7 protein-coding genes are annotated in these 13,618 nt (G+C 53.0%); 1 reads left to right on the plus strand and 6 read right to left on the minus strand.

Going from position 1 to position 13,618, the window contains the following annotated elements; genetic code table 11:
- Positions 1 to 195 precede the first annotated feature (195 nt).
- A complete protein-coding gene (locus ALIPUT_RS05830; RefSeq protein WP_004328842.1) occupies positions 196 to 1,353 on the plus strand; it encodes an alkaline phosphatase in 1,158 nt (385 codons plus the stop codon).
- A gap of 937 nt (positions 1,354 to 2,290) precedes the next feature.
- Here the strand turns inward: ALIPUT_RS05830 and ALIPUT_RS05835 are convergent.
- From ALIPUT_RS05835 to ALIPUT_RS13275, 6 genes are all read right to left on the minus strand, one after another.
- Complete coding sequence (locus ALIPUT_RS05835) at positions 2,291 to 4,552, minus strand: DUF6562 domain-containing protein (RefSeq protein WP_004328843.1); 2,262 nt, start codon at positions 4,550 to 4,552, stop codon at positions 2,291 to 2,293.
- A gap of 218 nt (positions 4,553 to 4,770) precedes the next feature.
- Entirely contained in the window at positions 4,771 to 7,260 is a 2,490-nt protein-coding gene (locus ALIPUT_RS05840; protein ID WP_004328844.1) for a DUF6562 domain-containing protein, read from the minus strand.
- 153 nt (positions 7,261 to 7,413) lie between these two features.
- Positions 7,414 to 10,455 carry a right-handed parallel beta-helix repeat-containing protein gene (locus tag ALIPUT_RS05845; RefSeq protein ID WP_004328845.1) on the minus strand — a complete coding sequence of 1,014 codons (3,042 nt, stop codon included), beginning with the start codon at positions 10,453 to 10,455 and terminating at the stop codon, positions 7,414 to 7,416.
- A gap of 56 nt (positions 10,456 to 10,511) precedes the next feature.
- Positions 10,512 to 11,306, minus strand: a complete 795-nt coding sequence (locus ALIPUT_RS05850; RefSeq protein WP_004328846.1) for a DUF6562 domain-containing protein — start codon at positions 11,304 to 11,306, stop codon at positions 10,512 to 10,514.
- Between the two features lie 12 nt (positions 11,307 to 11,318).
- A complete protein-coding gene (locus ALIPUT_RS05855; protein WP_004328847.1) occupies positions 11,319 to 12,362 on the minus strand; it encodes a DUF6562 domain-containing protein in 1,044 nt (347 codons plus the stop codon).
- Positions 12,363 to 12,376: 14 nt separating this feature from the next.
- Complete coding sequence (locus ALIPUT_RS13275) at positions 12,377 to 13,609, minus strand: DUF3575 domain-containing protein (protein WP_306576503.1); 1,233 nt, start codon at positions 13,607 to 13,609, stop codon at positions 12,377 to 12,379.
- Positions 13,610 to 13,618 lie beyond the last annotated feature (9 nt).

Raw genomic sequence — 13,618 nt, forward strand, 5'->3', positions numbered from 1 at the left:
TCGTTCTGACCTTCTTCCCGGGAAGAGTTTCGACTTTTCGTCGAAGCATGTCGGTCGGTTTCGAGCCGGAGCAGGTCGGTAATCGAGCTATATAATCAGGTTAAATTTTTGCTAAAATACAAAGAAAGTTCGAAACGGCGTGTCGGAAATGCGTAAATTTGAAAAGTGGCATCAAAAGAATATATATTATTTGTTATGAAAAAAATTGTAATTACCATGCTCGTCCTGTTGTCGGCGGCCTATGCCGTCGGGATAGGAGGCGGGGAGGTCGCCCGTAAACTGAACCTTCGACCGTCGCAAATCGTTCCCGCAGCCGACACGTTGCCGGTTCGGAACCTGATCTATCTGATCGGGGACGGTATGGGATTGAGTCACGTGTCGATGTTGATGCTCGAGGAGGGATACGGTACGACCGCTTTCGACCGGGCGCAGAACATCGCATTGATTACTACTTATTCAGCCAACAACCGGGTGACGGACTCCGCAGCGGCCGGTACGGCGCTGGCGACGGGACATAAGACCGGCAACGGTATGCTCGGTGTGCTGCCCGATTCGACGGCTGCGGAGTCGATTATGGCGGATGCGATCCGAGCCGGGATGCCGACCGGAGTCGTCGTTACCAGTACTCTGCAACACGCTACGCCCGGCGCTTTCTATGCCCATGTGCCTTATCGGCGACAGTATCAGCGAATCTCCGATCAACTGGCCGGAAGCGACTTGACGGTGGCCTTCGGCGGCGGATTGAAGTATGCCGAAACGTCGGAGCGGGAGGACGGTGTACCGGGCATCGAGCGCCTTCGGGATCGCGGTTTCCGGGTGCTGACCGATCCCTCGCAGCTCGATACCTTGAGCCGGGGACCTGTGATGGGATTCTTTGCCGACGGTCACCTGCCGAAAATGTCGGAGGGGCGGGGCGATTATCTGGAGCGGGCGATCCGCAAGGCGCTGGAGATTCTGTCGCGAGAAGCCGGCGAGCGCGACCGGGGCTTTATTCTGATGGTCGAAGGATCCCAGATTGATCTGCGGGCTCACGATAACGATGCCGAAGGCGTCCTGGCGGAGATGCGTGATTTCGACCGGGCGGTTGCCGCTGCGATGGATTTCGCCGACCGGCATCCTGGGACGCTCGTGGTCGTTACGGCCGATCACGAAACGGGCGGTCTTTCGATTCCTTCGGCCGATGTCGATTTCGAGCACGAGGAGGCCGGGATCGAGTACCGTTTCAGCACCGGCGGACATACGGCGGCGATGGTGCCCGTCTATCTGTACGGGACAGGCGCCGAACGGATTAACGGCGTACTGGACAATACGGAGCTGGCCCTTCGGCTGGCAGGGACGCTCGGTTTGAGATAAGACGATGCGGAATTTCGTGCGGACTTCGCGAAATGTTGCGAGGGAGAATGGAGTAATTTAATTTATAGCGTATTAAATATAAAAATTATAAAGATGTTACCACTAATTTTCAAATAATAGTTATCTTTGTAACATCGAGTATTCGATGACATATTTTTGATGAAAGTGTATTAGTTTCAGCCTTGGTTCGAAATCTGGTAAATGCTATTTTGTTTATTCTGCTGTATATTAATAAGATAACAATTATAACGCCTTGCAAAAGAACCAGAATAGAAACAAAATCGGTATTTTAGGAGATTCTTTGGTTTTTACTTTACACTTGATTTCATCCCTTGCACTTGGTTGCACACAAAGTGTTTCTTAAAGCTACTTTCCCCGCTACTGACCTCTCTCATCAAGAATATCGATTGGTGATCTATAGCGAATTTTGCAGTTAAAAGAGAAAATAGGCAAATGTACATTTTAAGATTATACGTTCATTGAAACTTTTTGCACTATGCAAAGGTAAGTACTTCTACCAAATCATAGGCATATGGAAAGGCAAATATGCTTACCTAAATTTAGTTTACTTTGGTTTTGCCTACATATAGGCTAATAGAGTAAACTAAACTGAATTTTCAACGATTTCTATCATCTAACTAAATACAAAATATACAGCATAAGAGGAAGCAAATCTACTATGTATTTCTCTTTTCGCTGCAATCCTATTCACACAGCAGGACTACTTCAAGGCCCACCGCAAGGCGAGTCGCGAGGAGGAGATTGCGCACCATGGCAAGCCCGTCGGTCCGTGCCGGTACGTCGCTACGGAGTCGGCCGAGTTTCCGGATTCCGGACCGACTTCAAGCCATTAACAAAAGGGGCCGTATAAACTCGTTATACAGTCCCTTTACTTATTCTGCGCGAAAAATATTCCGACGCTATGTCCCGGTTAAGACTATTCGGGTATTACTTGCCAAGCCTGCTGTCCGTTGTAGGTCGTTTCTACCGACTTGTAGCCCGGAGCGACAAACGTATCGTCCGCTTCGCCCGTGTTGTCGCCCGTTGCGGGGTTGTAGTTAATGAAGATTCCTCCGTAAATTTCAACCGTGGCACGGCCGGCTTTCCGGTCGGCATCCTGAATGTTGATGACCGGATACCAACCGTTGATGGGATTGCCCTTCGTTTCGAATACACCGCCATAAATCTTCAGGTGAGCTTTTTGAGAGGGGCGTGCCGTTGCTACCAAAATACACGAGTTGGCAATTCCGGAAGCATCCGTACCGACGGTGAAGTATCCGTCCTTGATCGTCGTAGTGCCCTCCGCAATACGGATCGCTGCATTGGTCCCTTTGCTGCCGCTGCTGCCGTCAACGGTAATGGTGCCGTCGATAACCAGATCGGGGCAACCGCTATAGATGCCTGCAACGTTTGTGGCTGTACTGTTTTTCGGTCCGACGATGAAGCCTTTTCCGCTAATAACCATCTTTTTGCACGATTTGCTCACTTGGATGCACTGTTGCAATTCGGAGCCTTCCTGCGCTGTCAATACCGCACCCTCTTTCAGAGACAAGGTGGCGGAAGCGACCGAGGAGATATAGGGAGAATCATCGATAGTCATACTGCGCGAAACGATGGCGATATCGCCGCTTTTCAAGGCTGATTCCAGATCCGCAGGCGCTGCTACCTCCGTACCCTTCACCACCGTGTAAGTTCCGTTAGGAGCCGGTTCGGCAGAGGTCTTGATCGCCGTGTAGCCCTCCGCAACGAAGTTTTTCACCGGATTTTCCGTCATCGAACTCGACGGATCGTAATTGATGAACGTACCGCCGTATACGTTGATGGCGGCACCCGAGCCGTCTTTCAGGTTCAGCACCCAATAACCGCGGTTGTTGGCGCTCTTCGACTCGAACGTACCGCCGTAGATGTTGATAACGGCCTGCTGATCCGCGTAGATAAGGTCGAGCTGTGCATTATGGTCATTATAGTCCTGATCGTTGACAAAATTACCGCCGTAGATGTTCACCTTCGCATCGCCGTAAGCATATACGGCCATGCGGTAGCCGTCTTCGTTGGGCTTGGTTCCGATAGCCTTAATGTTGCCGTCGCCTTTGATATTCAGGGTAGCGCCGCCTTTCACTTCGAATACGGTGGTGTTGCCATAGCGTGGATCTGTATCAGGAAGCGAGGTCGTGTTGATGATGTCCTTGCCGTTCAGGTCGATCTCGACTGTCTTGCCGGTTTCCACGACCAGCGGGGCTTCGACCGTCACGTCTTCCGACAGGGTGACGCTGCCGCCGTTGGCGAACGCTGCATGCAGTTCCTCCGCCGTGGTGACAACTGTGATGTCGGGTTTGTAGAAATTCGGATCGATCTCGACGGTGATATCGCCTTGCTTGGTCAGCAGATTACCCGATACCATGGTGCGGTAGTTGCGGCGGATGGGAATGCTCTTGAAATCGCTGTTGGCCGAGATCTCTTTACCTGCTGCATCGAGGAACGTCATCTTGAAGTCGGCCAGCGTAGCCTGTTCGACAGGCGCCCAGATGTAGTCCACCGTCAGCTCGCCGGTGGCGTTGAGCACGTCGGCCGTGTATTCCACGGCAGCCTCGCCGCTTTCCTCGCCCGTCAGTGCGTTGAACGTGTTCGGAAGAGACGTGAAATTCACTTTCACCTTCGCGGGTTTCAGGTCGGCCGCGTTGTCGGGAATCGCCGCGAGGTCGAGCGTCTTCACGTTCAGCTGGCCGAAGGGACGGCGGAGCGTGAACGTCTCCGAGAAGGACTCGGTAACCGTGTAGTCTTTCTTGCAGAGGAAGAAGGCGTCGAACTTGTCGTCGTTGCCGGTGTAGTCTGCATCCGATCCCAGCGTGATTGCGCTCAGGTCATCGGTCTCGTAGCCGGCCTCCGAGCAGTCGGCCCAGAATACGAAGTCATACTTCTGCTGAGCCACCAGCCGCAGGTTGAACGTTGCGGTGTTGCCCGTTACCGTTGCGGTCTGCTGCTCCCCGTAGGGCTGGCCGTTCCGGTAGATCTGGAGCAAGCAGCGGTCGATCTGCGAGCCGTCGCCGAAATCCGCCGCTGCGGCACGGGTCTGTACTCCTTGCGGAATAGAGACGGTAATCGTCTGAGAGGTCGCTCCTGCGGATGGAGAGACCTCGTCCTTCTGACATGCGGTCAGGGTCATCGCAAGGCCCGCCGCCAATAGGAATAATTTTCTCATAACTGATTGGTTTTTAGAGCCCCCCCCCGAAGAAGCCCCGAAGAAGCCCCGGAGAAGCCCCGGAGAAGTTGAAACTCAGTGGTTTGTAAAAAAATGTTATTAATAGAACTCGTTTCGTGTTCCTTTGTACCCGCAGGAGCGGTCAGGCTCCTGCGGATTGTTTATGTTTTATCGAAAGGCGTTCCGACACCTTTCGTTCGTTTTATATCTGAGATCAGCTATCGGGTGGCAGGGACAACAGCCCATTTCAAATTGTCGCCGTCTGTTATTGCTTGCCATTGATATCCGGCAGCCGGAGCATAAACGGTATTGGTTACGTGATTGTAAGCCTTGCCGCTGAATTTGCCGCCTTTGAGAATCACACTTCCGCTCGGCCGTCCGGTGTCATTGTCGCCTGATACGACCGCACTGGTACCTTCGATCTGCAATCCCGTCCTGACGTTGGGAGCGGAAAATTCTCCGCCCGTGATCGTGACTTCGGCGCTGCTGCTTACATATAGCGCGTAAAAGGCATCCTGCTGTCCAGAGGTATTGACCGTATAGAACTTGCCGCTGCGAATCTCGGCCTTGGCATTCTCTTCGATTGAAACAGCGCCCTGAATACCCTTGACCTCGCAATTCTCGATCAATACCTCGGAGCCGAACAGACGCATCGCGTATGCCCAGTGCTGTTTATTATCCAAATTCGAAGAAGTGGACTCGAAAAAGCTGTCAATCAAGGTAACAGTCGCGGTATTCGCACCGTTACGCCCCATACCGCAGAGGGTGAACTCACCTGAGATAACCCGGGCATTTCGGATAGTTACGTTCGCATCGTTCCAATAGGCGATCGCTGCAGTGTTGTAGGAACTTCCGTGCCAATGGTATTCGGGGTCGTTGATTAGTGTGACACCGTCGATCAGCAGATCGCCTCCCGTAACATGAATCAACGATTTATGTTCGTGTACATCGGAAGCAGCGGCAACTACGGCCGTAGAAGCTGCCGCACTGTTGTCGAGCGTACCTTTGCCGGTCAGCGTAAGACCCTTTTCGGCAGTCAGGAAATTCGCACTGCCAAGCTGGAGGGTCACACCTTCCTTGATGTCGATGGTCTTATGCTCTTCGAAAGTAAGTTCTTCGGAGCTCTTCGCCGCAAGGTCGATATCGGAAGCAACCTCGATATTGGCTATTTCGGGATCTGCCAAAGCTCCGATCAGTTCATCCGCATTATCCACTTTTGCATTTTTAACAACCTGGAACGTGCCGTTCGGCGCTGGGGTCTCTGCAATTTTGACTGCTTTGTAACCCTCGTCCACAAAGTTTGTACCGGCTCCTTCGGCCGCATTGTCGGCGGGATTGAAATTCTCGAAAGTACCGCCCGTCACTACGATGGATGCCTTGCCAGCCTGACGGTTGGAGTCATAACAATTGAGCAGGAAGCGGTAGGGGTCTCCCTCCGTCTCGGTCTGGACAATGCTAAACGTACCGCCTTTGATTTCGGCCTTGCCTTCGTGTACATAAACCGCCGAAATATTTCCGACGAAAGTACCGTCTTCGATGATCAGGGTTCCTCCATACTGCACGTCGCACGCGTAGCAATCGTTATCCTTGGCCTTTACCGTACCGTTCTTGATGGTAAGTGTTCCTCCGCGAACGGAGAACAGCGACCAATCGTTTCCTGCCCACACATCAGTTTCGTTCGTAATCGTATGCCCATTCAGATCGATCTCGACCGTCTTGCCGTTTTCCACAACCAGAGGCTCCTTGACCGTCATATTGTCCGACAGGGTGACGCTGCCGCCGTTGGCCAGTGCGGCACGCAGTTCGGGATAGTCGTTGATGTCGGGCTTGTAGAACTCCGGATCAATCGTCACGTTGAACGTACCCTGTTTGGTCAGCAGGTTACCGGATACGTTGGTGCGGTAGTTGCGGCGGATCGGAATATTCTTGAAGTCGCCGTTGGTCGAAATTTCAGTCGTGCCGTTGAGGAACGTCATCGAAAAATCGGCCAGCGTAGCCTCCTCGACGGGGGCCCAGATATAGTCGACCGTCAGATCGCCATCGGCGCTGAGTACGTCGGCGGTATATTCCACCGCAGCTGTCGCCGCGCCGATCTCGCCTTTTTTGGCGTTGAACGAAGTCGGAACGGCCGTGAAAGCCACTTTCACTTTCGTTGGCTTTAACGTGGGATCGGGAATCGCAGCCATGTCAAGCGTTTTGACGTTCAACTGACCGAAAGGACGACGCAAGGTAATGTTTTCCGAAAAAGCTCCCTTTACCTGGTAGTCGAGCAATGCGCCGGTAAAGGCATCGAATTCGTCATTGTTACCCGCATAGTTGCCTTTCACCGTGATATTGGTCAAATCGTCCGTATTATAATGATCTCCGGTCGAGCAGTCGGCCCAGAATACGAAGTCATAAGTCTGCTGGGCCACCAACCGTAGGTTGAATGTTGCGGTCAGTTTACCATCGGCGCCTTTCTGCACGGTGGCGGACTGTTGTTCGCCATACTTCGCCGGAGTCGTCCCCGAATGGTAGATCTGGAGCAGGCAACGGTCGATTTTCGCCCCGTTGCCGAAGTCTGCCGCCGTGGCACGGGTCTGCATCCCTTGCGGGATGGTAACGGTAATGGTCTGGGAGGTGGCTCCGTCGGAAACGAGCCCTTCATCCTTCTGACACGCGGTAAGGGTCATCGCAAGGCCCACCGCCAATAGGAATAATTTTCTCATAACTAATTGGTTTTTAAGGAATTACCCCCCCCCTCGAGGAGGTCCCGAAGAAGTTGTAACTCAGCGGTTTGTAAAAAAATGTTATTAAAAGAACTTGCTTCGTCTTTGCCTTTGTACCCGCAGGAGCGGTCAGGCTCCTGCGGATTGAAAGTGTTATTGAGCCACCACCTCGTAGTTGTAGGTGATGCCGTCTACTGTCTGTACATTGTCCTTATAAACGTATCCGTCGGCTGCGGCAGTCTGGTTATCCTCGAAATAACCGCCCTGAATTGCTACCGTACCATCGGCGATATACACGTCTTTCATGCCCGGGTAACCGGAGAAATACCCGCCTGTAATCGTGGTCTTACCATTTTGATTGTAGAGTGCGTAATATTTGCAGTCGTTCAGAATCGTACCGCCGGATATCGTCACGTTGGCTCCTCCGATTGACTGGATGGCTTCGATCCGACCCCCCTTGACAGTCAGCTTGGTACCACCGCCAGCTGCCATCAGCGCATAACCCGTCGGAGAGTTCCGGTTAATGACGTTACCGTTCTCGATGGTCATATCGGCGCTGCCGGTATTCATCAGCGTAAAGCCGGGACCGTCGAACGTTCCGTTCTTGATGTTGCAGATACCTTGGTTATAAATGACGACACCGTTGGCGTCCGTAGCTTTCGTAGCGGTGAAAGTTCCTCCTTCGACAGTCAGTGTAGCTCCCTGTTCGTTCATGAAAATATAATCGCTGGCAGTCATCTTTCCAATACCTTTGACGGTAAGCTCTTTCTTGTTGACGATCTGTTGTTTGCCGACAGTCAGAGTAACAGCTCTTTTAAAGTCGATGACGGTAGGTTTCTCGATTGGAATCTCGCCACTCGTTTCCGGAATTTTCGTCAAATCATAATGATACCATACATTGACGTTACCACCGTCTTTCAAGAGGGCAACGAAGCGTTTCAATTCGGTCCAGCGATCCTTAACAACGCCATCCACGATCAATTTAGCCGTGCTTATGTATCCGGCAGTGAAATTGGAAGCCCGCCAGCCCATATATTCATCGGTGAAATAGCCGGTTGCTACTCCGTCTGCCTGTTTATCCACCTTGTTGTTGCGGAGTTCCACGGTGTACTTGTCGTAAGTGTCGGCTTTTTTCGACACATTTACCATATTGCCGATAAATGCGTGGGAGAAACTTTGCTCCATAGCATAGAACAAATCGCCGTCGCTATAGGAATCCGCATCCTGACCTTTGTAAGTATTGTTGAGAGTAATGCCGCTGACCGAGCAGCCCTCAATAAGCACGTTGCGCTCGAAAGTCTGGAAATAACCGATAAGGCCGGCAGCTTGCGAACAGTAGGTGAACGTTTCGGGATTAAATACGTCGATAGAGCAAGCGGTTACCGAGCAGTTGCGGACCGTGACATCTTTCGAGCTTGTGCTGACGAAACCGATCAGGCCGCCGATTTTCTGAACGCTCTTAATGGCCGTATTCTTCATATGGCAGTTTTCCACCGTACCGTAGTCCATGCGGCCGACCAATGTACCGCCGCGATAGCAGGTCACTTCGGCGCCGTCGATCGTGAGGTCTTTCACGTTGCCCTGAAGCACATAGAAGAAACCTCCGTAGTAAGTGCCTTTACCATTAGGTTGACCTGTGGCGTTGTCAACGTAGAGGTTCTTGATCGTATGGCCGGCGCCGTCGAATTCCACGAAGCCTTTGCCTTCCGTATCGATCGGAGTCCAAGGGTTATCGGCAGAGCCTTTAAGGTCGATATCGGCCGTCAGCACGATTCGGGCACACTTGCCTTGGGCAATCAGCTCGATCGCTTTTTTCAGCGTAGCGACATCGCCTGTAGCATAAGTCGTAACAGTACCGGCTCCTTTCCCGAATGTAATTTCCGTAACCGTACCGTAGATCTCCACATTGCCTTTCACCACGTTCAGTTTTCCTACGGTAACGCCCTCGGGGACAATCAGGGTGTTGCCGGCAGTTGTGGCTTCGACAGCGGTATAGCTCGTGCCGTTCAGCGTGACAGTCGATTCCGGAAGATTGATGATAAGTTTATTCGTAGTGGGCACTGTAATATTGACGGCCTCGGGAGCCTGGCCGTTCTGTTCGGTGGTGTAGGCGAGAGTCACCTGCTGGTCGGTCTCAGGCAGCGTAATGGAGATCTCCTTGGCAGCCTGCTCGGCAGTCAGGGTGTGCGGAATCTCGATGGTCGCCGCAGTCGTTGGAGCGGTCGTTACGGTAATATCCGTAGCGCCGTTTTCGATTGCCTGAGCTACCTCACTGACGCTTTCTACTTCCGCAATCACTTTATCAATGGGACTGTTTGCATCGAAATTCGGATCGATCGTCACGCTGATCGAGCCTTTCTTGGTCAGCAGGTTGCCCGACACATTGGTGCGGTAGTTGCGTCGGATGGGAATGTTGGTGAAAGCGTCGTTCGTGCAGATCGCCGTTCCGTTATTGAGGAACGTCATCGTGAAGTCGGAAAGCGCGGCCTCGGATTCCGTGGCCCAGAGGAAGTCCATCGAGATCGTACCGTCGGCCTTGGCCAACTCACCTGCCGTATAGGTCACGTCGGCCGATCCGCTCACTTCGCCCGTCAGGGCGTTGAACGTCGTGGGCAGTCCCTTGAAAGCGACACTGTAGCCCGTGGGCTTCAGCGCCTCGTCTTTGATTTCGTTCAGGTCGTTGGTCTTTACCACCAGCAGACCGAAAGGACGCTTCAGGGTTACCGGTTTCGTGAAAGAACCGGTAACTTTGAAACTCTCTTTGGCGAAAAACGCGTCGCGCTCGTCGCTGTTGCCCACGAACGGCCCGATTTCCGTGATCGACTTCAAATTCGCCGTATTGTAGACCTTGTCCGTAAAGTTGCCTTCGCTGCCCTCGGCGCAGTCGGCCCAGAAGACGAAGTCGTAGGTTTGCGACGATACGAGCCGCAGGTTATCGAACGTAACCGTCTTGCCGCTCACGCCCTTTTCGATGCGATCGTACAACTTGTCGCCGTGGTAGATTTCCAGAATACAGCGGTTGACCGAGGTGCCGGTGCCGAAAGCATCGGTCACGGCACGGGTTTGTACTCCGCTCTGCGGAATCGTTACCGTAAACGAGGATGTCGTTGCTACGTCGGAAACGAGCCCTTCATCCTTCTGACACGCGGTAAGGGTCATCGCAAGGCCCACCGCCAATAGGAATAATTTCTTCATAATATGTTGAATTTTATGGGTTTTCTTGTCTGTGGTAATTTATCATTCGTTATCTGTTATTCGAATGTGGCCGTTACGTGGGTCGTGTAGTTCTGCTGCAGTTGCAGCATGTCGAGTCCTTTGGTCACATTGCCCACCGTGATCGACAGGCCGATGGATTGCCCCGCATACGGCACGAAGAGGAAATCTTCGCCGACCGAGTTTGACCCGGCAGTCGTTGCCGGGAACGCGAGTGTCAGAGTTTGCGGAGCGGATGTCGTTTCTGTCAATACGTCGTATTGTGTCGGTACGTTCGTGTATGTAACCGACACCTCTTGCCCGCCCGTGCCGAATGCGGCCGTGTTCTGCATCGCCAACTTTGCCAGCGGGCGTTTCAACGTGGCCGATACGCCGTTGCCGCCGTTCCACTGTACACCGGGTAGGGCGAAAGCGAAAGCGTCGCGCCCACTGCCGGGCGTATAGGGCGTCCGGGTAAGCGACACTTGCCGCAGGTTGTCGGTCGTATAGGTTCCCTTGCCGTAATCGGCCCAGAAGAGGAAGTCGTACGTGCCGGGCACCAGTGCGATCTCAATGGCTGCTTCGTCAAGCGTTCCGTTTGCTATCTTATGTAGTACGCATCGGGGCTTGGTGTCATTTGTCCAGGCCTCGAAGGTATAGGTCAATGTTTGTTCTGCAGCCGTCGCGCCGCGCGTCGCCGCCTTGGCTGCAGGCTCGTTCTTCAGCACGCTTTCCGAGTGCAGGTAGATCACACCGTTCACGGGCATAGTCGGGGCGGGCGTGGGTTTCTCGTCCTTGCTGCAACCGGCAAAGACGGTCAGTGCGAATAATAATATGGTAACTATCTTTTTCATCCGGATGTCAGTTTAGTCAGGGATCGTAATATTGATGTCGCCGTCGAAACCGGGGTCTATGCCGATGCCGGGGGCGTAGTCGCGCGTGAGGAACTCGTCGCGTATAGTCGTCAGTTTGCCCCGCACGATGGGCACGTCGATGCCCTCGATGCGGTTCAGCAGGTTGCCTTCGCTGTCGCGGATCGTAAGATCGACCTTCACGGCCGACTCCGAACCATTGACGAAGATGTAATCGCTGGCCAAGTGGGCCTCCTTGTTCGTCAGAGGCGTCATGTTACACTCGAACCACATCCCCGTGCGGGCGTCGTTGGGCTTGTTCGTGTAGGCGTTGAAACCCGATGGGAAGTACCCGGCGTAGTCCACCTGTACCCGTATCGTCGAAAGGTCTGGCGTTTGGGACAGCAGATCGTCGGCCACGGATCCGGTTATCTCCGAGTGTCGTGCGGCCAACTCATCAAGAAACTTGTCGATGTCGGTAGCGATGAACTCGATCTTGGCCATCGGGCGCTGGAGCGTTACAGTCACATCTACAGTTTCGTTCCAGCGGTCGCGATGGGCCTTGAGGTCGATCTCCTGCCGGGCAACGTAGGTATCCTTATGGTCCTCGTCACCGATGTAGTTTCCGGCAGCGGGCACGCTGATTGACGAGAGCGAAGGAATCGTATAGTATTTGTCGTCCACGGAACCGTTATCCACGTAGTCCATCCACGCTACGACGTGGTAGCGGGCAGCGTGTAGCGCCAGCGAGGTGTGGATCGTGTGGTGTCCGTCCGCCGCCGGCTCGCAGCCGAGCACACGCCGTTCCGCGAGTTCGCCGCCGATCTCGTCGCGGAATACCTCGACGATCCAGCGAACGTCATACGCGTCAATAACCTCCCCTTCGGAGCGTCCTGTCTGCTCGTAAGGTTCTATTTTCGGGTCTATCGCAAGAGACAGATTCGCATTGACCAGCGTGGGATCGACGCCTTCGTTTTCCGGAAATTCCAGTACGGTCTTGTCACAGCCCGTCAATACGAGAACGAGTAAATGGGCAATATATATTGTTATTCTTTTCATCTTCCGCTCCTCCCTTATTTTCCGAACCGATACAACAGATTGATGCCCACCTTCGTCAGGCCCCAGTAGTTGTAAGCCCGTCCCTTTTCGAAGCGGGCGCCGTTTGGTATATTATAATAAGTATCGTATTTCGTATGGACGTATCCCGCGCCGACGGTGAACTCCGCTGCCCAATGGCGGGCGAAGGGCAGCACGTAACCGTAGCTCAACCCCACGCCGTAGAAGCCGTCGGGCGACTGGTAGCGATTTTTGTTGTCCACAGCGATATTGAAAGCGCCGATGTTGAGATGCACTCCGAAGAAATGACCCTTCATCGGGGCTTTCAGCCAGTAGCGGAATTCGGGCTGAACAGCCAGAAAACGCAGGCGGTAGTCGCGTGCCACGGTGTAGGGGCTGTAGATGATCGGCAGATCGATCGAGTAGTGGTCGCCGAAACTGTACTCCACGCCGAGGTTGGCGACCGTAGCGGCCAAATATGCCACATTGGTTTTAATGGCCCAGCGATAAAGAGGACGTACGGGGTCGAACATCATTCCCTCCAATGCCTCAACGACCGACTGTGTCGATTCTGATTCCGGCTCTGCGGATATTTCCGCAGGTATTTCGGAGACAGGGTTACATGCAGACTCAATAACTGGCTTTTCCGATGTCGGTTCGGCTTCGCTCCCGGATAATGAATCAACCGGCATAACATCGCTCTCCGGTTCAGGCATCTGATTACTTCCCGCACTACGGAACACATAGGCCACGGCTATCACATCCGTCATTCCTCGCCACCGTTGCGTAGAATTCGTCGTCCGAAAATGCTCCTCTTTCAATCCCTCATGAACGATAAAATAAGACTTGACCTGATTGCTTCGATTTTTCGCAGCTGCAAGGTTTGTCTTGAAAGAATCGTAAGAGGAGCAAAAACCCAGCATACGCACTTTCATATCTCCTGATTCGATTGAAAGCTTGTGTTGTCGGATAGATTGAGTCAGTGAGTTGATAGCGGCTGCATTTCCTTTATAATCCGCCCAAAACATCCGTCGTTTCGGGGCAAATCGGAAGACAACCGTATCCTGCTTCTCCGATGCGAGCACACTCGTCTTCTGCCGAGTACTCTTGCTGGCTTTGGCGGATAGAACACTGTCTGGCTCTTGAGCCGCAGCATTCAGCCCGTACAGCAGGAAGCCGAGTAAAAAAAGCCTCGGGAACAATCTCGAACGACCTTTTCGATCTGAAATACTTTTGTCAAAACAAATCATACTAAACAA

Source organism: Alistipes putredinis DSM 17216 (assembly GCF_000154465.1).
GTDB lineage: Bacteria > Bacteroidota > Bacteroidia > Bacteroidales > Rikenellaceae > Alistipes > Alistipes putredinis.